The organism is Shewanella insulae, assembly GCF_009831655.1.
Lineage (GTDB): Bacteria > Pseudomonadota > Gammaproteobacteria > Enterobacterales > Shewanellaceae > Shewanella > Shewanella insulae.
The window spans coordinates 121,117-141,821 of sequence record NZ_WRPA01000013.1 but is presented as its reverse complement, the minus strand read 5'-3'; the positions used below and the strand labels follow the sequence as shown (position 1 = coordinate 141,821).

The 20,705-nt window shown below is 55.2% G+C and carries 19 protein-coding genes; 11 read left to right on the top strand and 8 right to left on the bottom strand.

Translation table 11 applies throughout. The features are described from left to right. The first annotated feature begins 430 nt into the window (after positions 1-430). From GNT65_RS14795 to mgtE, 3 genes are all read left to right on the top strand, one after another. Positions 431-1,108 carry an HNH endonuclease gene (locus tag GNT65_RS14795; protein WP_160797537.1) on the top strand — a complete coding sequence of 226 codons (678 nt, stop codon included), beginning with the start codon at positions 431-433 and terminating at the stop codon, positions 1,106-1,108. A gap of 121 nt (positions 1,109-1,229) precedes the next feature. Next, positions 1,230-1,991 carry a DUF4344 domain-containing metallopeptidase gene (locus GNT65_RS14790; RefSeq protein ID WP_160797535.1) on the top strand — a complete coding sequence of 254 codons (762 nt, stop codon included), beginning with the start codon at positions 1,230-1,232 and terminating at the stop codon, positions 1,989-1,991. A gap of 269 nt (positions 1,992-2,260) precedes the next feature. Continuing rightward, a complete protein-coding gene (gene mgtE / locus GNT65_RS14785) occupies positions 2,261-3,616 on the top strand; it encodes a magnesium transporter (protein WP_160797533.1) in 1,356 nt (451 codons plus the stop codon). Here mgtE and GNT65_RS14780 read toward each other — a convergent pair. The 3 genes from GNT65_RS14780 to GNT65_RS14770 all read right to left on the bottom strand — a co-directional run bounded on the left by GNT65_RS14780 (position 3,587) and on the right by GNT65_RS14770 (position 6,353). Beyond that, positions 3,587-4,486: a mechanosensitive ion channel family protein gene (locus GNT65_RS14780; RefSeq protein ID WP_160797531.1), complete on the bottom strand. Its 900-nt coding sequence runs from the start codon at positions 4,484-4,486 to the stop codon at positions 3,587-3,589. The genes mgtE and GNT65_RS14780 overlap by 30 nt on opposite strands. 103 nt (positions 4,487-4,589) lie before the next feature. Next, positions 4,590-5,201 (bottom strand): LysE family translocator, encoded by a 612-nt coding sequence (locus tag GNT65_RS14775; protein WP_160797529.1) that lies wholly within the window; start codon positions 5,199-5,201, stop codon positions 4,590-4,592. A gap of 33 nt (positions 5,202-5,234) precedes the next feature. Beyond that, positions 5,235-6,353 carry an NADH:flavin oxidoreductase gene (locus GNT65_RS14770; RefSeq protein ID WP_160797527.1) on the bottom strand — a complete coding sequence of 373 codons (1,119 nt, stop codon included), beginning with the start codon at positions 6,351-6,353 and terminating at the stop codon, positions 5,235-5,237. Positions 6,354-6,463: 110 nt separating this feature from the next. Between GNT65_RS14770 and GNT65_RS14765 the strand changes: the two genes are divergently transcribed. The 6 genes from GNT65_RS14765 (at position 6,464) to proC (ending at position 12,766) form a co-directional block, all read left to right on the top strand. Continuing rightward, positions 6,464-7,390 (top strand): LysR family transcriptional regulator, encoded by a 927-nt coding sequence (locus GNT65_RS14765; RefSeq protein WP_219822473.1) that lies wholly within the window; start codon positions 6,464-6,466, stop codon positions 7,388-7,390. 442 nt (positions 7,391-7,832) lie between these two features. Continuing rightward, positions 7,833-8,009, top strand: a complete 177-nt coding sequence (locus GNT65_RS20560; protein WP_181006308.1) for a hypothetical protein — start codon at positions 7,833-7,835, stop codon at positions 8,007-8,009. 4 nt (positions 8,010-8,013) lie between these two features. Then, positions 8,014-9,510 (top strand): sodium/proline symporter PutP, encoded by a 1,497-nt coding sequence (gene putP / locus GNT65_RS14760; RefSeq protein ID WP_160797525.1) that lies wholly within the window; start codon positions 8,014-8,016, stop codon positions 9,508-9,510. 12 nt (positions 9,511-9,522) lie between these two features. Continuing rightward, on the top strand, positions 9,523-10,623 hold the full coding sequence (proB, locus tag GNT65_RS14755) for a glutamate 5-kinase (RefSeq protein ID WP_160797523.1): 1,101 nt from the start codon (positions 9,523-9,525) through the stop codon (positions 10,621-10,623). A gap of 2 nt (positions 10,624-10,625) precedes the next feature. Next, positions 10,626-11,873 carry a glutamate-5-semialdehyde dehydrogenase gene (locus tag GNT65_RS14750; RefSeq protein ID WP_160797521.1) on the top strand — a complete coding sequence of 416 codons (1,248 nt, stop codon included), beginning with the start codon at positions 10,626-10,628 and terminating at the stop codon, positions 11,871-11,873. A 5-nt stretch (positions 11,874-11,878) separates the two neighbouring features. Further along, positions 11,879-12,766: a pyrroline-5-carboxylate reductase gene (proC, locus tag GNT65_RS14745; RefSeq protein ID WP_420853529.1), complete on the top strand. Its 888-nt coding sequence runs from the start codon at positions 11,879-11,881 to the stop codon at positions 12,764-12,766. A 106-nt stretch (positions 12,767-12,872) separates the two neighbouring features. Here the strand turns inward: proC and GNT65_RS14740 are convergent, their stop codons facing one another. The 3 genes from GNT65_RS14740 to GNT65_RS14730 all read right to left on the bottom strand — a co-directional run bounded on the left by GNT65_RS14740 (position 12,873) and on the right by GNT65_RS14730 (position 16,045). Further along, positions 12,873-14,168, bottom strand: a complete 1,296-nt coding sequence (locus tag GNT65_RS14740) for a glycerophosphodiester phosphodiesterase family protein (RefSeq protein WP_160797517.1) — start codon at positions 14,166-14,168, stop codon at positions 12,873-12,875. A 69-nt stretch (positions 14,169-14,237) separates the two neighbouring features. Next, positions 14,238-15,026 carry an alpha/beta fold hydrolase gene (locus GNT65_RS14735; protein ID WP_160797515.1) on the bottom strand — a complete coding sequence of 263 codons (789 nt, stop codon included), beginning with the start codon at positions 15,024-15,026 and terminating at the stop codon, positions 14,238-14,240. Further along, positions 15,023-16,045, bottom strand: coding sequence for a DUF2817 domain-containing protein (locus GNT65_RS14730; RefSeq protein ID WP_160797513.1), 1,023 nt, complete (start codon positions 16,043-16,045; stop codon positions 15,023-15,025). Before GNT65_RS14730 ends, GNT65_RS14735 begins: the two co-directional genes overlap by 4 nt. Before the next feature lie 182 nt (positions 16,046-16,227). Between GNT65_RS14730 and GNT65_RS14725 the strand changes: the two genes are divergently transcribed. Further along, positions 16,228-16,755, top strand: coding sequence for an acyloxyacyl hydrolase (locus tag GNT65_RS14725; protein WP_160797511.1), 528 nt, complete (start codon positions 16,228-16,230; stop codon positions 16,753-16,755). Positions 16,756-16,824: 69 nt separating this feature from the next. Here the strand turns inward: GNT65_RS14725 and GNT65_RS14720 are convergent, their stop codons facing one another. Together GNT65_RS14720 and GNT65_RS14715 are read right to left on the bottom strand one after the other, a co-directional pair. Further along, entirely contained in the window at positions 16,825-18,453 is a 1,629-nt protein-coding gene (locus tag GNT65_RS14720; RefSeq protein ID WP_160797509.1) for an endonuclease, read from the bottom strand. A 227-nt stretch (positions 18,454-18,680) separates the two neighbouring features. Next, positions 18,681-19,361 carry an energy-coupling factor ABC transporter permease gene (locus GNT65_RS14715; protein ID WP_160797507.1) on the bottom strand — a complete coding sequence of 227 codons (681 nt, stop codon included), beginning with the start codon at positions 19,359-19,361 and terminating at the stop codon, positions 18,681-18,683. Positions 19,362-19,588: 227 nt separating this feature from the next. On the opposite strand from GNT65_RS14715, the gene GNT65_RS14710 reads away from it, so the two are divergent. After that, positions 19,589-20,677 (top strand): GGDEF domain-containing protein, encoded by a 1,089-nt coding sequence (locus GNT65_RS14710; protein ID WP_160797505.1) that lies wholly within the window; start codon positions 19,589-19,591, stop codon positions 20,675-20,677. The last annotated feature ends 28 nt before the right edge of the window (positions 20,678-20,705 follow it).

Sequence of the window (20,705 nt, the reverse complement as noted above, 5' to 3'; positions counted from 1 at the left end):
TTTTTTGCCAAATCGATACCAATTAGAGTAACTTTCATAGTGGACACCTTTTGTTGATATTGAACCTTGTAAATTCAATATGGCGCTTTTGACGCCGACTTCACAAGAGGTGTCCATCTCATCATCCATGTGGGCTCTACGAAATCATCCCTGATTTCGAAGGCCAAAATTGTGTTTACACTGACTTCTATCGCCTCTTCGATTAGGCCATATTTGATGGTCGAAACAGGTAGAGTAAAGCCAAAATCATTCTAAATATGTGAAGTTTCACTTCATCTGCGCACCTAACAGTTGTTATCTTAGAAAGCTCAATACTAAGTTATTGTCATATATTAAGTTATCTGTTATGACTAAAAAAAATCTAACAGTTCTTGATTGGACTCTATGAGAAGTTCGGATTAACTCTCTAACGCATTGAAAGGAAACAGCATTGAGCGCTCATTGGACAAGAGAAGAGCTGAAAGCCGCAGTGGAAGCATATATTCAAATGCGTTCTAACCAAGCTAATGGCATTCATTTCGTTAAAAAGCACATCTATTCAGAACTTGCTAATCGTTTTGGACGTACCGAAAAATCATTTGAATTTCGAATGCAGAATATCTCTTATGTCTACTCGCTTATGGGGCGGGAATGGATTTATGGCTTAAAACCAGCGAAAAATGTTGGTTCGAAAATCGCAGCAGAAATCGAAAGACTCATAGCTGAAATTGAAAGACAAAATCTCTCCAATGTAGTCGAGTTTGAAACTCAAGTCGTATCATATAAAGCTGAGGGAAGTCTTTCCAAACCAGGTGGCGTCAAAGAACCGAGAAAAACTCATTCACAAGTAACAAGTTCCGATAGAGACCCAAAAGTTAAAGCCTGGATTCTTATGGAGGCATCAGGAAAATGTGAGTGTTGTGGCTCTGAAGCCCCCTTCACAACTTCTGATGGCGAGCCTTTCCTTGAAGTTCATCACCTTCGCCACTTGGCTGACGGTGGCTCGGATACCATAACCAATGCAGTTGCTTTATGCCCAAACTGCCATAGAGAAATGCACTACGGAATGAATAAATCTGAATTAAAGAAATCAATGTATAGAAAACTATCGAGACTTGAACAAGAGTAAAGGTATTACAAGTCAATCAAGTTCGCACCTCCAGCCCCCCAGCTCCTGGCGTATTGCCGAGTAAGGAAAAATATTGAGTATCGTAAAATCTATATCGTTTGCTGTTGCGGGTGTGGTTTTCATGGCTTCGTCAGCCTGTGCTGAGGTTGGTGTGCGTCTCGAGTATGGCAATCCTGGCGATGCGGCAGAGCAGGCGGTGAGAGAGGAACTTATCGCATCGGGAGTCATGAAAACAGGCGTAGCGTTTATCAATGACCACTTCAAACTTGCCGAGCCTCTTGTTATTACCCTTGGCGGTGATGATGGCCCGCTATTTGATGGCGAGAGCCCCAGCATCATGATCCCCTACACTTTCGTTGACGAGGTGAGGCACAGATTCGAACAGGCAGACTATGATAAGACAGGCGTGATGCCCGAGCAGGCGACCGATGATGCCTTGCTGCATACCTTGTTTCATGAGTTTGCCCATGCCCTCATCTACATGTACCAGTTGCCTATTCTCGGCAAAGAGGAAGATGCCGCCGATGCCCTCGCCACTGTGTTACTGATTGAGTTTTTCGATGATGGTCAGGAGATAGCGTTGAGCGCCGCCGATCTATTTGATCTTGAAAGTGACGACAGAGACGTCCTCAAAGATGAAGACTTTTGGGACGAGCACAGCCTGGACGATCAACGCTATTTTACTACCCTTTGTCACGTCTACGGCAGCGCCCCCAACAAGTATGTCGCCATCGTCAAGGAAGGGCTACTAGGAGAAGAGAGGGCCGAGCTGTGCATCGAAGAATACGCCGCCATCTCACGCAGCTGGCTCATGTTATTAGAGCCTTACATCAAAGCCAACGAAACGGAAAGCTCAGCCAGTAGAGGTGGTGAGCGTCCCTAAACATCACCTAGGCAAAACGCACCTGATCGGGTGAGCTGTCGGCGCTTTAAGGGATGGATTATATAAATCATCCAACTTGCCCAGCCCCCCAACCTTACGTCATCGACTAAGCACTTTAGTTAACAGCTTAAGAAACAAAGCTATCACTAAGGCTCTAAATTCGTTAGCGTATACTAAGCTTGGCTTACTCCCTCCGTCACTTGAAAGATAAAAGTCCAGCCCACAAAAGACAGGCCGAGTCGTGCAACCCAGGCAGTAAAGGATATCGAATGACCGACAAATTTCAGCAACTTGCAGACAAGATAGACGCCGCCTTGCTTAAAGGCGATGGCGACGTCATCTCAAGCACCTTAGGCGAGATAGCCAGCGCCGAAATAGCCAGGCTATTGGAGTCTCTGCCACCGAAAGAGAGGCTAAGCGTCTGGGCCCAGGTTCCCCCTCAGCGCTGTGCCAAGGTGCTCTTGGCCCTGCCCCAATCCCAGCGACACACACTGATCGAGCAAACAGAGGAAGAGAAACTGATCGCCGGCCTGAGTCAGATGCAGATGGATGAGCTGGCAGATATCGACGCCGATCTGCCAATGCCTGTGGTCTCGGCCATGGTGCAGGCGATGGATACCCAGCGCCGGCAGAGATACGAGCTGGTCAGAGACTATCCCGACCAGAGCGCCGGCGGCCTGATGGATGTAGATATCAGCGCCCTGCGCGCCGATGTCTCTGTCAAGGCGGCGCTGCGTTATCTACGCCGTCTACGCCAGCGAGAAGGTCAACTCCCCGAGCATTTGGACAGCCTGATGGTGGTCGACAGAAACAATACTCTGCTCGGCATAGTCCCTCTTAGCCTGCTGGTCTCCAGCGAGATGGACACCAGCATACGTGAGCTGATGTCCACCGAGGTCACCAGTTTCACACCACAAATGCCCGCCAATAAGGTAGCGCAGGCCTTTAAAGACAAAGACCTACTCTCGGCCCCCGTGGTAGACGACAAACATAAGCTGATTGGCCGCATCACAGTGGATGATGTGATCGACGTGATCCAGGACGAGGCCAATAAGGCCCTCTACTCTCAGGCAGGCCTAAACAGTCACCCGGATATGTTTGCTCCCATAGTGAGAAGTGCCACAAGACGAGCGCTCTGGCTCGGCGTGAACCTGCTCACCGCCTTCCTCGCCGCCTGGGTGATCGGCCTGTTCGAGGCGGCCATCGAGAAGGTAGTGGCCCTCGCCGTGCTCATGCCAGTGGTGGCCAGTATGGGCGGCGTCGCCGGTAGTCAGACCCTAACCTTAGTCACACGTGGCCTGGCGCTAGATCAGATCAATCGCAATAACATCATCAAGCTAATAGGGCACGAATTCAGCATCGGCGCGCTCAATGGGCTGCTTTGGGCATCCTTGGTCGCCGTTATCGCCCTCAAGTGGTTCGGCGACTGGCAGCTGGGGCTGGTATTTGGTCTCGCTATGGTGATAGTACTTGTCACAGGTGTCCTCGCCGGTGCCAGCATTCCTGTGCTGCTGAAGAAGATAGGCATAGATCCCGCTTTGGCGGGTGGCGTGGTACTCACCACAGTCACAGATGTGGTCGGCTTCTTCGCCTTCCTAGGTCTGGCGACCCTGTTCATCCTCTGACACCCTTGGCGCTGCCTTGGTGATCTTAAGCTCGCCATCCAGATGAAGATCCCGCTGTGGAAAGGCTATCACTATACCGGCCTCATTAAACAGCTTGTAGATACGAAAGCGGATGTCGCTGCGAATACGGCGGATATCCGCCTCTGTGTTGGCACACACCCAAAAGATGCCATCGAATATGAGTGCGTTGTCACCAAAGTCTTCGAAGATGGCGATGGGGGTTGGCGCGGTTAAGATCTCCTCGTGTTCATCCAGCGTCTGCTTGATGATATCGGCCACCCTCTCCACATCGGCCCCATAGGCAACGCCCACCCTGACGGTCGAGCGGGCGATGTTGTCGATAAGGGTCCAGTTGGTGACGGTATTTTCCAGCAGGTGGCTGTTAGGCACCAGCATGTGAACTCCGTCGTTACGGCGGATCAGGGTCGAGCGGGTATTGATGCTCTCCACCACCCCCTTGGTCTCACCTATCTCGAGAAAATCACCGATACGTATCGGCCGCTCCCACATCAAGATCCAACCGCTGATGAAGTTATTGATGATGTTCTGTGCCCCAAAGCCCACCCCAATGGCTATGGCACCGGACACGAAGGCGAAGGCCTTAAGGGGGATATTGAGGATCTCCAGGCTAGTCACCACAATGATGGCAATCGCCAGGATGAGGTAGATGCGGGAAAAGAGGTGCACCGCATCGGGGGCGACCTTGCGCGCCAGCATGGCGCGGCGGATCAGCTTGCCGATCCGGGTCACGATAAACCAGGCCAACAGCAGCAGCAGCGGCACCTGCAACACCTGGGAGACGGTTATCGCCGAGTCCCCGTAGGTGAAGAGAACGAAAGATAAGATCTCCTTGATATCCTGCCAGCTCATGCCATCCCCCCCAACTCGCTGCCGTTCATTGAGTATAACAGCCGGGGCGAAAAACGTGATTTAGGCATAAAGGTCAAGCGCTTGGCCTACTCTTGCTCTTAGATTAAAAGCTCAGCCAGAGTGCTGCGACCAGAAAAAGCAAGGCACCCGAGAGACGATTGAGCCACTCCCCCCGACCTCGCTGCAGGAGGAAGGCAGAGAGCTGACGCCCACCATAGGCATAGAGCAACAGGCAGGAAAACTCTATAACCACTACCAGCGTCAGCAAGACAAGTGACTGGAACATCATAGGCTGCTCCGGGCGAATAAAGGGTGGCAGCAAGGTTATCAGGAAGGCCCAAGCCTTAGGATTAGATATCGCTGCCGAGAAGCCACTCAGTGCCAGCGCGCCAGCCGACGACTGCGCCTTAGCCTCCACCTCACTGGCCCGATAGGGTGTGCGCCAGCTCTTCACCCCGAGATAGATGAGATAGGCGGCTCCAAGGTATTTCACCGTCAGCATTAACCATTCATGGCGACTCAGCAAATTGGCGATGCCGATGAGTGCCAAGGTGGCGATCGAGGCGATACCCACCAACACCCCCAGCATCATCCACAGGGTCCGACGCACACCTATGTTGGCCCCCAGCGACATCGCCAGCAGCATGCAGATCCCAGGTGAGACCGACATCAGAAAGAAGGTCAACATAAAGACCAATAACCATGAGAAATCCACAGTGCCTCTCCTATCTTAAGTGAATATTGTAAGTTACACCTGAGCGCCATCTTCGGTGCTCGCAACCAGCCCGGGCACGGAAAGCAGATATTGCAATCCCTTGGCATTGAAGCCATTAAGACTCAGCTGCTTTCGACTAAAGGGCGGATTAACCAACTTAGTACGGGTCGCCACCCGGTTAAACCAGTCGGGATTTCCCAGCGCCGCTCTGCCCACGGCCACCATGTCGGCCCCCAGATGCAACGCCTGCTGGGCACTGAGACCATCGGCTATATTCCCCGCCACCATCAGGGGAATGTCACCGGTAAAACCTTCGCGAATATGCGCCAGCAGCGAGCTGCCCTCGCCTTCATTCGGTGCCTTAAAGCTGTCCCCCATGGAGAAGTGCAGGTAGTCGATATCCTGGGTCGCAAGTATGTTGGCGACCTCCATCTGATGGCTCAGCGCTATGCCACGCACATTGGCATAGCTTTCTGGCGACAGACGCACCCCGACGATGAAGTTGCGGGGCAGGCGACGACGGATCTCGGCTATGATGTCGCGCAGCATCTTGGTGCGCTTAAAGACGCTGCCGCCCCATTCGTCGCTACGCAGGTTCAGGGTGGGATTGAGAAAGTTACACAAGAGGAAGTTGTGGGCGCCGTGGAGCTCTACGCCATCCATGCCCGCCTCATAGGCGCGCTGCGCCGCACTAACAAAGCCTTCGGTCAGCTCGGCAATCTGCTCACCGCTCATCTCCTCTACTCCGAGAGGATAGCGTCCACCGGCGGCGATGGCCGAAGGACCCATAGGAGCACGCTCGTTTAACTCCACCGAGGCACGCACGCCGCCATGATGCAGCTGCACTATGGTCAGCACCCGATGACGTCTGGCCATCGCAGCGACCTTGGCAAGCTGACCCTGTTGAAAATCGCTCATCAGACCTGGCTGGCCCTGCCAGCAGCGTCCGCCAGGCAATACCTGGGTGGCGGCCAAGATCAGTGTGCCGAATCCGCCTCGGGCACAAAGACTCAACCAGGCCATCTCGTCGCTGCTGAGATCGCCATTGTCCTCACTCATGTTATGGGTCAGCGGAGCCAAGACCGCCTTGTTCTTCGCACTCTTGCCTGCGCGGCTAAAAAGCTGTGGATGGGTAAAACTTGTCGTCGCCATAGGAGATATTCCACGTCAGTAAACTCATGGCCCCTACTGTACACACTCGAGCAACAGGATATAATCAAATCAAATAGCAAGAGTAAATTTCCCAAGAGGAAACAATATCAGTGAAGAATAAGCTAGATACCATCTACCTGATGAAACTGTTCGCCGCCATCGTCCACCATGGATCCTTTGCCGCGGCGGCCAGGCAGCTATCAGTTACCCCGAGCAAGGCCTCTAAGGATATTCAATACCTGGAAAGCCTGCTCGATACCCGCTTGCTGCAACGTAGCACCCGACATGTGACCACCACGGATGCCGGGGAACTCTTCTATCACAAGTCCCGGGAGATCCTCGAACTCAACGACGAACTGCTGGACAGCCTGAGCAGTCAGAAGACCCAGCTCAGCGGCGAGCTGCGCCTGACCGCCCCCGAGCTATGGGGGGAGCGCATACTAACCCCCATCATATTGGCCTTTAAACAATGCCACCCTGATGTTCGCATCAAGGCCAGCTTCTCCAACGAAACCAGCGATCTACACAGAGACAAGCTACATATCGCCTTTCGCAGCACTCAGATCACCAATGAGCCCTACCTGGCCCGCCTGATTATGGCCGACGAATCTCTGCTGTGCGCCAGTCCCGACTACCTGAGTCGACATGCGGCCCCAGAGAATCCCGAGGCGCTAACCCGGCACGAGATGATCACTCTCACCGGCAGAGACAAGGCGTTCGACCGTATCAAGCTGCTTAACGCTAATCAGAAGGTTGAAATTCAACTCGACGGCGAACTCTCCTTCAACAATAAGAATGCCATCTACCAGGCTGTTAAAGCGGGACTCGGCATCGCGGTGCTGCCCAAGTACCTGGTAGAGGCCGAGCTTCATCGCGGCGAGCTGGTGACCATACTGCCCGACTATCGCCTGGCATCATCCAACTTCTATGCCCTATACAGCCATAGGCGAAAAGACTCGGCCCTGATCAATCTGTTCATCGATTTCGTGATAGCCCAGATTACGCCGGCAACAGCAGACGCCAACACGCCTTCATGAAGTGAGCGGCAGATGGTTTATTATCGAGAGACAAGACGGATGCTGACCACGCAAATAGTTACAGAACTAACCAAAATACTCACCCCAACATAAAGCTCATACCACATCAGCTCCCCCGCCAAGCCCAGCCCCAACGGGCTGGCGATGCGTTAACACCTGCCAACGCAACATTTCATCACAGATAACAGATGAAATTTCATACAAATATCAGTTTAAACCCACACTTTTTCTATGCTTATCCCTGTCGTTCATTTTTATTTCAACAAAATGCAATAACGACTCAACCCCAGAACAGATAAGGGCTACAGCCGATGTACTGTGGGTTGTCACTGGCCCTTGCGCCTGGATCGGGGTGGAAAATTAGTTAGTTTGGATGTTAATATAGTTCGAGCACTAACTATTAGTTTTCTAATTACTTTTACAAGCCTATCAGGAGGGCACAATGTCGTCAGACAATGCAACGGAAGAAAATCTCATCTCACAGGCGTGGCACAAGCTCCACGGCAAGGCCACCTATGCCATGCAACTCACCTGTCTATTCGCCATCTTAAGTACCTATCTTTTTGTCATGTTGAAACCCGGCGGGATTCAAAATAACAAAGCGTTAGGAGGCCAATAAATCCATGCATTACTTAACCTACATCTCCCTCGCTATCTATTTTCTGGCCATGTTGGCCATAGGCCTGTTTGCCTACCGCCGCTCGACCGACGACGTATCGGGCTACATCTTGGGCGGCAGACAGGTGAGCCCTCAGGTCACCGCCCTCTCTGCCGGCGCCTCCGACATGAGTGGCTGGATGCTGATGGGCCTGCCCGGTGCCATGTTCCTGGTAGGGTTCGAGACCATCTACATCGCCTTCGGCCTGTTATTGGGTGCCTTGGTGAATTATCTGATTGTCGCGCCTAAGCTGAGGGTATATACCGAAGTCGCCAACAACGCACTGACGATTCCGGAATTCTTCGCCAAACGTTTCCATGATCCCAGCAGCCATGTACGCATCATCTCGGCGATCATCATAGTGATCTTCTTTACCCTCTACACCTCGGCAGGCCTGGTAGCGGGCGGTAAGCTGTTCGAGTCGGCCTTCGAGGTCAACTACGAGCTGGGACTGGTGATCACCCTAGGGGTGGTCGTGTCATACACCCTGCTTGGCGGCTTCCTTGCCGTCAGCCTGACCGACTTCGTCCAGGGCTGCATCATGTTTATCGCGCTGATCTTGGTGCCCGTGGTGGCCTATCAGGAATTCAGCAACGCCGATAAGATGATGAATTTCGCCTACGAATCTATCCCCCATTTCGGTGATGCGATGCAAAACGTCACCCTGCTGGGACTGATTTCGGCGCTCTCATGGGGCCTGGGTTACTTTGGCCAGCCCCATATCATAGTCCGCTTCATGGCTATCCGTAGTGTATCGGACATCAAGACCGCCAAGAACATAGGCATGAGCTGGATGACGGTCACCATCATAGGCGCACTGGCCACCGGTCTGGTGGGTATCGCCTATGCCAACAAGTTCGACATGAAGTTGAGCGACCCAGAGACCATCTTTATCGTCTTCTCAGAGCTACTGTTCCATCCTTTGATCAGCGGCTTCCTGCTCGCGGCGATCTTAGCGGCCATCATGAGTACCATCTCGTCACAGCTGCTGGTGTCATCGAGCTCGCTGACCGAAGATATCTACCGCGTAGTCTCGAAGAAAGCGGCCAGCGAAGAGGAGATGGTTAAGCTTGGACGCTTCGGCGTTGCCGGCGTGGCCATAGTCGCCAGCCTGCTGGCACTGGATCGCTCCAACAGCATCCTATCTCTGGTGAGTAACGCCTGGGCAGGTTTCGGTGCCGCCTTCGGCCCGCTCGTCCTGTTTAGCCTCTACAAGAAGAACCTGACCCACAAGGCTGCCGTAGCCGGTATCATAGCCGGTGCCGCCACAGTCCTCTTCTGGATCTATGCACCGGTACTGCCCGAGGGTAAGGCCCTGAGTTCTATGCTCTATGAGATGATCCCAGGGTTTATGGCCAGCAGCCTGGTGATCTGGGGAGTTAGTGCCTTAGATGGCGATCCCTGTGAGAACACCATTGAAACCTTCGACGAGGCCGGGCGTCAGCTAGCAGAGCAAAGATAAGGCGGGAAAAACATGGCAAACATACACTGGAAACGCATCGTCGTTAAGGTGGGTAGTGCCCTGATCGCGCCCCATAAGCAAGGATGCAGCAGCCACTATCTGCTGGGTATCGCCCAATTTATCGCAAACTGCCGCGCCAAGGGGGTCCAGGTCGTCCTGGTCTCCTCGGGTTCGGTGGCCGCGGGCTGGCACAGGCTGGGTGATCTCAAGCAACCTACGGTATCACAGAAGAAGGCGATGGCCGCCGCAGGCCAGGCCGACATGATGGCCACCTGGGACAAGTTATTCGACTTTCCCTCGGCCCAGCTACTGGTCACCCATGGTGATCTCAGGGATCGTGAACGGTACATCAGCATCAAGAACACCCTGTTCAGCCTGCTGGATCACGGCCTGCTGCCCATAGTCAACGAGAATGATGCGGTCACCACAGACACACTGCGGGTCGGCGACAACGATAACCTGTCGGCCATGGTCGCGGCGGCGGCCGATGCCGACGCCCTGATCATCTGCTCCGACGTTAACGGGCTCTACACCAAGAATCCCCAGATGCACGACGATGCCAAGCTGATCAAACAGGTGAACGAGATCAATGATGCCATCTATGCCATGGCTGGCGGCGCCACCAGCGAGGTCGGCACCGGCGGCATGCGCACCAAGATCGAGGCGGCCGAGAAGGCGATCGCCCACGGCATAGAGACGGTGATCATCAATGGCTTCGACCCAGACGCCTTCAATCGCCTGCTCAAGGGACAAAACCCGGGGACGCTATTCACCCCGTTCGACCAGCCCATGCAGGAGCATGTGCACTGGATGACCCACACCTCACAGGCCCAGGGCGAGGTGATCGTCGAAAATAACTTCGACGCTGCCCTGGATGACCAAGAGACGCAACTGACCAGCGACGATGTAGTGGCCGTAAAAGGCAACTTTTCCGTCGGTGACACCATCTTAGTGCGCAAAGGCGATGGCACTAAGCTGGCGAAGGCTCAGGCCAATTACAGCAGTTGCTTACTGAATTTTATCGCCAAGCAGCCGGACCGTACCTTTGCCCACGATGTGGAGCAGCAAACCGGTCCCATCTTAAGCGATGAGAACATCGCCATATTGGAGTAAATATGAGCATTATCGAAACCCTATCGAGGGATGCCGCCGAGGCCGCAAAGACGCTGGCCCAGGTCGACACCCAGACCAAGAACACCATATTGCTGGACATGGCACGCAGCCTGCGCGCCGCCAGCTTCGAGATCCGCAGCGCCAACCTTATCGATCTCGCGTCCGCCGAACAGGCTGGCCTGAGCGCCGCCATGATAGACAGGCTGACGCTGGACGGGGATCGTATCGAGGCGATGGCCCAGGGGATAGAGAACATCGCCACCCTACCCGATCCTATCGGTGCCCAGCGTGACCTGAGTACCCGTCCCAACGGCCTCAACATCAGCAAGATGCGGGTACCACTGGGTGTGGTGTGCATGATCTACGAGGCGCGCCCCAACGTCACCGCCGACGCCGGCGCCCTGTGCTTTAAGTCGGGCAATGCGGTGATCTTAAGGGGCGGCAAGGAAGCACTGCACACCAGCAAGGTGATCGCCGCCGTCCTGCAGAAGGTCCTCAAACAATATGGCCTACCGGCCGCACTGATCGCCGTGGTACCAGATCCAGATCGCGCCCTGCTGATGGAACTGATGCAACAGCAAGACACCATTGACGTCATCATTCCCCGCGGCGGCGAAGGCCTGATTAACTTCGTTACCGAACATAGCAAGGTACCTGTTATTCAGCACTTTAAGGGCGTCTGTCACCTGTATGTAGATAAGGATGCGGATCTTGATAAGGCGCTGGCCCTGCTGCTAAACGGCAAGACCCAACGCACAGGCGTGTGTAACGCACTCGAGGGCCTGCTGGTACACAGCGAGATTGCCCCTAAGTTTCTTGCCATGGCTGCCACGGCACTGGCCGAGCATCAAGTGAAGATCAACTGCTGCGCCAATTCCCAGCAATACTTCGCGGGCGCCCAGGTACTCAGCGAAGAGGAGTTTGGCCAGGAATATCTGGCGCTCGAAATTGCCGTGCGTCAGGTGAAGGATTTTGACCAGGCCCTCACCCACATTCATCGCTTCGGCAGCCGCCATACCGAGGTGATCTGCACCGAAAACGAGCTGACCGCCAAACGTTTCCAACGTACGGTCGACGCCTCTGTGGTCATGGTCAACGCCTCGTCACGCTTCTCGGACGGCGGCGAGCTTGGCCTGGGCGCCGAGATCGGTATCGCCACCACTAAGCTGCATGCCTACGGTCCCATGGGGCTGGAATCCCTAACCACGGAGAAATATCTGGTCAATGGCGACGGTCAGATCCGCGCCTAGCAAACATTCATAGGAGGCCCAACATCTCTTTTCAAGACCCGGGGTTAGCCCCCCAGTTACGCATCGCCTTCATCGGCGGCGGCAACATGGCCAGCGCCATCATTCGCGGCCTAGTCAAGCATGGCCACAAGAGCGAACATATCTTGGTATGTGCGCCGAGCCAGCATACACGTAGCCGCCTGGTGAAAGAATTTAATGTCAGGGTACATTCGGACAACAGCGCCGCGGTGGCTTTTGCCGACATCATCATACTGGCAGTGAAGCCCTTTATCGTTCCCCTGGTATGTGACGAGCTGCGTCCTCTGCTAGGACAACTCAATGAACAGCGCGGAGACCAAGGCGGCGAGCAAAAACTGGTGATCTCCATCGCCGCAGGGCTAACCCACGCCAGCATCTCAGACAAGCTACCGCGAAATACTCAGCTGGTCTGTGCCATGCCCAACCTGCCCACGGCCATCGGCAAGGGACTCACCGGCCTTTATGTACCGGGTCACCTCGACAGACAGGCCTTCGATGACGCAGAGCAGCTGATGCGCGCCGTCGGCGATACCGTCTGGCTCGAAGATGAGAATCAGATGGCCAGCATAGTGGCCACCGCAGGTAGCTCGCCCGCCTACTTCTTCCTGTTTCTAGAGGCAATGGAGAAGGCCGCTATTGCCCAGGGGCTACCACCCAAGACCGCCAGCAAGGCGGTACTGCAGAGCGCCATGGGCGCCGTCTCTATGGCGATGGCCAGCAAGGAGGGACTCGCTAACCTCCGCCACCAGGTCACCTCACCCAAGGGCACCACTGAGCAGGCGGTACTCGCGTTTCAGCACGGGGATCTCGATGCCTTAGTCGCCAGGGCGATGGACAGCGCCGCCCGCCGGGCCAAGGAGCTGGCGCTCGGCTAAGCCGCTCCTCTCCTTTTACCCTGGCACAAAATAGAAGAGGCGCGCTCTAAGGAGCGCGCCTCTTGTTTATCTCGCCTTTTATCTCAGTCGGTAAAATCCAAAGGGCTTATTTCGCCATGCAGTTGGCGTAGTAGGTTACGGTCGCCGGCCAGTCGCTAAACACACCGATCACCCCAACGTCTTTCGCCAACACATCCAGCAGCTCGAAGGCCTTGCCTTCATCCTTGATCGCCTCAGTGATGCTCTGATAATACCAGCCCCCCCCCTGAGTCAACAGGCCTGAGCGCTCCAGGGTCCAGGTGATGATCTTAAGGCCCGCGTCGTTGGCCGCCTTAGCATACTCCGAAGGCACTATCTTGCCCTCATCATCCAGCGTAACCAATACCCAGAGTGGCGGCGCTATGATCTGCACGCCATCATTTGCCAGGCTATCCATGCTGGGTGACCAGCTGCTACTGTCCTGGGGGTCGAAGTCGTTCAGATCATACCTGTCATCCAGATAGACCGCCTGCTGACCAAACTCGGGCGCATTGGCAATCCAATATTTCACGTCATCGAGATTGAACGACTGGGGATAGACACTCGATGGTGCAACACCTGCCGCCTGATACTCATCCAACATCATTTGGGCATAGTCCGCCTGCGTCATGCCATCAAACGGCATGGTCACGCTCGGCGACTTCAGCTCCGGGGTCATCTTGACGCCCGCCGCCTTAAACATGGCGATGCTCTCGGCGTGGGTCATCAGTGTCCCCTCACCGGCATAGAGATCCGTGCGCCAGTTGGGTGTGCCCGCCATATACTCTTCCACCGTGGTGGCATCTGGGTTGGCGCCATCCATCTTGCCCTTGAGACGCTTGAAATCCGCCAGGGTAATGTCGCTGGTACAACAGGTGGCAGTGGCGCTCACGCCGTTAACGGCATCGGCCGGGGTGAAGGGTGCGCTGCACTTGGCGGCAATATCCTCTATGGCCAGAATGTTGGTGGTGGTGGCCAGGTCGCACTGGGAGTGACGGCACACCAGCGCCTTGTCGGCGGTAAAGGTCACGTCACACTCCACCACGCCTGCGCCCGAGTCGATCGCCGCCTGGTAAGACTCTTTCGTATGCTCAGGAAACTGCATCGCCGCGCCGCGATGGCCTATGGCAAAGTCGCTGCGATAGAAAGGCCCCTGGCGACATTGCTCCAGCTGGCTCTTGAGCTCGCCATCGACCATCTGATCCACCAGAAACAGGGGTCTGACACCCACCTGGGCCGGCACCTGCTTATCAATGCCCATGGCCTGAGCGAGTGGGTTACTGGTTTCCTGATTGTCATCATCGCTGCTGTCACACCCGGCGAGAGCCAGGCTACCCAACAAAATCCCTGCCAGAGCCGTCAATTTAGTCGATTGATCTTTCACGCTATTATTCCTTAGATTGATCATAGTTGGCCAGGGATACTAGCCAGCGCAGATGACAGTAAAACAACATTATTGTGACGATTCATCGCTATTCGAGGTAATGTTCGCCCGCAGACAAGCCAGCAGCGCCTCTGGCGCGTCCAGGCTGATGTCGTGGCCGCAATTGGGCAACACTAGCGCCTCGGTATGATAGAAACTCGCCAATGCCCGGCTGCAGCGGGGATCGGCCAGATTGTCCTCGGCGGCGCAGATAAGCGTCACGGGAATACTCGACAGGGGCGGCGTCTGAAAGCGGGCGCAGGCGATAAGCTGGCGAACCCCATTACAGAGGCTGGTATGTCGCTCATTGCGCCAACGACTCCAGTTAGCGATCAACGCCAGGTTGTCGCCATGATGCAGACTAGTGTATTGCAGCACACAGGCCTCCACCAGGCTGAGGCCCCTGCCCAGCTGGGTCAGCTTGAGGCGCACTCCGCCTAATATCGCCCTCAGCAAGGGGAGCAGGCGAAAGCGGCGATACCAGGGGGAGAGATTGGCGGCGCTGCTGTTGAGCAGCACCACCTGGCGGACGCGATCCGGATAACGACTGGCGAGCGCCAGCGCCGTCATGCCCCCCATGGAGAGGCCGATCAGCACCACTGACTTGCCCCTGAAGGGATTGATATGAGGCAATACCTGGCGCCACACACTGTCACAATAGCCGTCTATCGACTTGGGACTCACCTCATCGGCAAGGCGACCATTACCGGGCAGATCCACAGTGATCACCCGCTCACCGGCATCAGTCAGGCGCTCGACAAAGCCCTGCCAGTGGCGCTCGTCGCGCATCAAGCCTCTCAGCATTACCCAGGTAGTCATCTCACTCCTCGATTAAACCAAAGCCTCAGCCCCTCGGCGGTGAGCATCGACAGCTCGGACGGCGTGAGCCGCTCCAGCACCCTGCCATAGGCGGCGTCGAGCAGAAACTGCATCAACACCACGTGACGACGCAAGATCCTGTGGTGCCTGTGGGGCGCCTGGGGGTTGAAGTAGCCGGGAAAGTTGAATAGCTGGCGCGGATTCTTGCGTACCCAGGCCCAGGACCCCATCTCTAAGGTTAGCGGTACGAAGGGGATCTTGCCGTCAACCTGGGTCACCAGATAGTCCCAGATGTCACCATGGGTGCGGTAGAAATGACTCTGGGGCGCTAGCTGATAGTGGCCGTGGTGGGGGTAACCCTTCTCGAACAACTTATGCAGTTGATAAACATAGCCGATGCCGGCGAAGGGCTCGCGGGTATGGGCATGGGGGAACCAGAGGTGATCCCTGAGCCCGAAGCCCGAGTGGGCATCCAGTACCAGCAGGCTGCTACTGCGTTGGTGTAACGAGGTGACATAGTCTATCAAGGCCTTAGTTTCAGCCGCCATCGTCTCGCCACGATACCAGGGCAGATGCTGAGAGAAGCGCTGACCGCCCACCAGGAAGGTCACTCCCTCCTGCGCCTCAATCGGCGCGTTGCGCATCAGATCCACATTCTGGCCATTGCCGCGACTGCCGCGCAGAAATCCCGCCGGATTCACTATAGGGATGAAGGCCAACCTTACTTTTCTTAACAGTGCCTGCAGGTGCGTGTCCCACTCGAGTCGGTTGAGCAGGCTGCCGAGAAACGCCAGCACCACCTGGGCGCCGATTCGCTCGACCCCGTGAACCCCACCGACAAAGAGCACACAGGGAGCGTCGGCATCTTGTGCCCCCAGCTCGATGGCAGTTACCGACAGCGCCTCACCGCGATAATAAAAATCCAGCAATGAGCGATGCCGAAAATGCGCCTGATGCTGGGCGATCAGCCGCTTAAGGGTATCTATCTCGAAGGCATGCTCGAAGGAGAACCGGCTCATTGCCCCAGCTTAACACTGCTTATCCATGGGCTTAACTTAGCCTGACAATGCGACAGAGAGATGACACAGATGAGGCTTCCACCCGGGCGGCATTGGGTAGGCCGCCCGCTTTTCCACTAATATTTACTTAGGGCTTTTCACCGTACACCGCAAGCAGCGGCGTATCTTTTGAGGATAACCCAATGAAAAATTTGTTCATCATAGTGGGCTTAGCGATCATCCCCTTATCGGCGGTCGCCGACTGGGGAATGAGCTACAGCCTGGGACAGACCGACCCCAAGTGGCATGGCTCTGACAATGCCAGGGCCCACAGACTCGCCCTGGTCTATCCGCTCCCTATGCAAGAGAACCTGCTCACCCGCAATCGACTCGGTATCAATCTCGAGCTGGCCTACCATTACTGGCAGGATTATACCCCCAGCGACAATCACGGCGTTTCTATCATCCCTCTGCTCACCTATCAATATCCCTTCGACAACCTTAGCCTCTTCCTTGAGGGCGGGATCGGCATCACCTATATCGACAGCGAACACTATCTGGATCGCAGCCTAGGTTCCCACTGGCAGTTCGAAGATAAGCTCGGTGCCGGCATCATATTTCAGAAACACCACAAACTTGGCCTCTCCTTTACCCACTACTCCAACGCCAACCTCGCCAATGAGAACGACGGCTTCAACGTGATCGGCCTCAGCTATGGCTACTTCTGGTAGTCACTGACAGGCATAAAAAAGCGCAGCCTAGGGGCCGCGCTTCTCATTCAACCACTAAGTTAGTTAGGCCTATGGGCACGAGGCGCCATAGATCTCGCTCACCCAACTGCTGTTATCGATGAAGGGATTACGGTTCTTCTGCCACTCGAAGATACGATTGTTGCGGCGACGCTCCCAATCGCTGACGGGATCTTGCTGATGCCAGCGATACAGAGTGCAGAGATCCCCAAGCAGGGGCTCGCCATTGCCGGTCACCCCGTTTACCACGCTAAGATCCGGCGTGCCACTGGCATCGTTGCCCTCATACCTGACATCCATGTAGAACACCATACGTGCCACATCGCCCTTCACCTCGTCGCGCGGCTCGAAGCTATCGGCATCAGTGTAGTTGCCCGGTGCTTCTGAAATCGCATCGCCGCCGGCGGCAAAATCCTTGTTGCTACGGCTGCTGTTAACTGTGACGTCCGCCGGACGCAGGTGATGCAGATCGGTATAGGCATACTGGCTACTGCTAGGGAAACCATGACTCTTGGCCCAGACGTGTTCACGGTTCCAGGCATCGAGTGAGTTACTCATACCGGCGCGATTCGTCTTGGGCTCGGAGCGGCCCGTGTACAAGAGGATCACGTTATTGCTGTTGGCCGGATCTTCATCGGCATAGTTGAGTCCGTCCCACACCTGACTATAGCTAAAACGGGTATGTCCCTTGATGATCTGATTCAGGCTGGCCTTTAGCGCCGCGCCGGTTTTTCCAATCGCGTCGCCATAGTAGCTGATGTAGACATAATCGCCATTGTCACCGGCCGAGCCATCGCCGCTCGAACCACCCGAGCCATCGCCGCCAGTCGCTACGCTATAGCTTAGGCTGAGCGACACGCCACTATAGGCCTCATAGGCATTGATGTTCACATAGTAGCGACCGACCACAGGTGTGGTGACGCTGCACTTCTCGTTGTTGCCGGTAAGATAAGGGGCGCAGTCATACTCAGACAGCGTCGGCTCGCTACCCTGGCGCAGGTAGAGATCGGCATCCCCTGTACCGCCACTCATAGTCACCACAACCTCGCTCGCCCCTTGGGGCAGGTCGAACAGGTAACTGAGGGTCTGCCCCTTGGCCGCGCTAAGGTTAGACTTTGGCTGACCATTGCCCAGCTGATTGTCGTTACCGCCGGCAGAACTGTCGCAGGCATCCAGGCTTCCCGAGCCCGGCGAGCCCGGATTGTCCATGGCGCTCCAATCGGCCTGTGACTTAGTGTTGATCACAGTCGTGCGCGCCAGGGAGACATCGCGCACATTGAGCGACCAGCCACTCAGGCCGCCTTCCCAGGCGACCACATCGATCTCTTCGCTCCCCTTCGACAGCCGCACGAAGTCGCCCGAGTTGCCAAGGCTTAACGACATGGGATATAGATCTGGATTGCTGTTAAACAGGCTGTAGAAACCTGCCTGGTTGGCCGCCACCGTATAGTAGGCGCCTGGGGCAAGAGTGCCCTGCAAGGCATAGCTGCTGCCGTTGTCGCTGAGCTGATACTGACTCAAGTCGATACTGCTGCACCCGGCGTTATACAGCTCGACATACTCTTCGACGCTGTCATTGTTGGGCGCATCGTATAACACTTCGCTGAGCAGCAGATTGGCGTTGGCATTGAAAGCCAGGCCAGCCACTAACGCGGCCGTTGATAACTTATACATATCCATCGTAAATTTTCACTCTAGTATTTTTTATTATTGAGCCCGGCCTGAGGCCTGGGCTGACCCCGCGCAACCAAGAAGATAAATCTTAGAGGGAGCACAAGCAGGCATACTAGCGCCCTAAGGTTACAATTTGAAACATTTAAGCCATCATCTTGATAACCTTTGATTAAAATCAAGATAACAGCCACTTCTCACCGGACTTTTACAGCAGGTGCTTTTACAGTAAGTGCTTAGAAATAGGTTCTGTCCGAGTAGTCGTAGAGCCACTCGGGGCGATAGACCACCATGAGGGTCACCGCCATGCCGTTCAGCAGCGCCTCGGGAAAAGCCAGCAAAGGGATCAGCAGCAGGTAGTTGTCTGTCAGATAAGCCCAGTCATAGTCTGTGCTGAAATAGAGCCAAGTTGACCAGCAGAGTATATGAAACACTATGCAGAGGAAGGCGTTCATGAATGCGCCGCAGAAGATGTAGACGAACAGGTGATGTGGCAGGTACTTAAATACCTGGCTGTAGACCACATAGCTGAGAAACAGCGGCAAGGCGATGGCTACCAGGCCATAGATAGCGAAGTCCAGTGGTAACTTGAGCATAAAGGTCGCGAAGAAGGCGACTGGCAACAGCAGCGCCAGGGTGGCCAGGCGCCAACCAAACATCAGCATCAATGTCACCAGGCCGAGAAAATGGACATGAATCCCAGGGGTGATGCTGGCGTCGATAAGCCAGAGCCCATTGACGAAGAAGATGGCCAGCAACAGGCGAGTCTGCAGCGCCTTATCCTTAAGCAGCGCCTTTACATCTTCTACCGGCCAGATGGCCCATAACCAGAGTGCCAACACGGCCATGGCCAGCAGCTGGGCGCCGCCGAATTGCCAACTGATCTCACTCCACCTTTGTAGCAAGAACGCCGTCATCGCTCTTACAACTCCTTTAAAATCTTAGCTACGCGTAAATGCCCTTGGCTAAACCGCTTACCCTTGGCGTTCACCCTAGCATAGACCCAGACTCGACGTCATCCATCCTTCACCTGTCAGGAGTATTGACTGGCGAAGACGAACTGAAAAATCACCTCGATATAAGCCGCTGTTAATCTACTTAATTTTGGGTAATAATTCTATGACGCAGTGAGAAAAGGGACATCATGCTTAAGTACTGGTACAAAGACTTTGCCCAATATCCGCCGGGTCACAGAGACTATTGGCGCACCCGGTTAATCGGCCATACCCTGCTGCTCAGCAGTACCTTCTTCCTGGTACTCACCCTGCTCAATATCTTCTATTTCGAAAGCTATGAGTATGCCACCCTAGACGCCAGCGGCTTCCTGCTCTCCCTATCGATTCTGGCCTTTTTCAACCGCACCGCCAACGTCAACCTCGCCTCCTGGGCGGTGACCCTGATGGTCACGGGACTTATCCTCCTGTTCGTCGCCTCGGTGGGCGGCTATGCCCATTCGCTCGTTTGGGCCACCCTGATCCCGCCGTTCGCCTTCTTCCTTCTGGGTCGTCAGCGAGGTAGCCTGGTCTGTCTCGTCGCCTTCGCTGTGTGCGCCTACATAGTCTATGGCCAGATCCAGGAGGCTAAGCCCGTCACCTTCGGCATGGGCGCCCTGTTCAATGTCATCGAGGTATCGATCGCCCATATCTTGCTGTTTCGCTTCTACGAGGGCACCCGGTCGTCTGCCTATCGTCAACTAGCCGCGCGCAACGCCAAGATCCAGACTCTGGCCGAGACCGACAAGCTCACCGGTCTCTACAACAGAGAGAAGCTCGACATCACGTTAGAAGAGTACGTACTGCTGAGCCATCACCGACAGACCCCCTTTTGCCTGCTGATTCTGGATGTAGATTACTTCAAGCAGATTAACGATGCCCACGGTCACCTAAGCGGCGATCGCGTGCTGGTCCAACTGGCCGACAGCCTCAAGACCCTCTGCCGTGAGGGGGATTTTTTGGCGCGTTGGGGCGGCGAAGAGTTTGTGATCTTACTGCCCGAAACCCAACTTTCCCTCTGTATCAAGGTGGCAGAACAGTTGCGCCAGGATATCGCCGGGCAGAAGTTTGATGGGCAATCACTCACCATCAGCCTGGGAGCCGCCCAGCTCAGAGAAGATGACACAACCAAGACACTGGTCAACCGCGCCGATAACGCCCTCTACCAGGCCAAACACACGGGCCGCAACCGGGTGGTGGCCGAAGCCTCAACTCCCAGCGTGCGCGCCGTCAACGATTGATCACTTACTCTATAAGGTCATTAGCGCG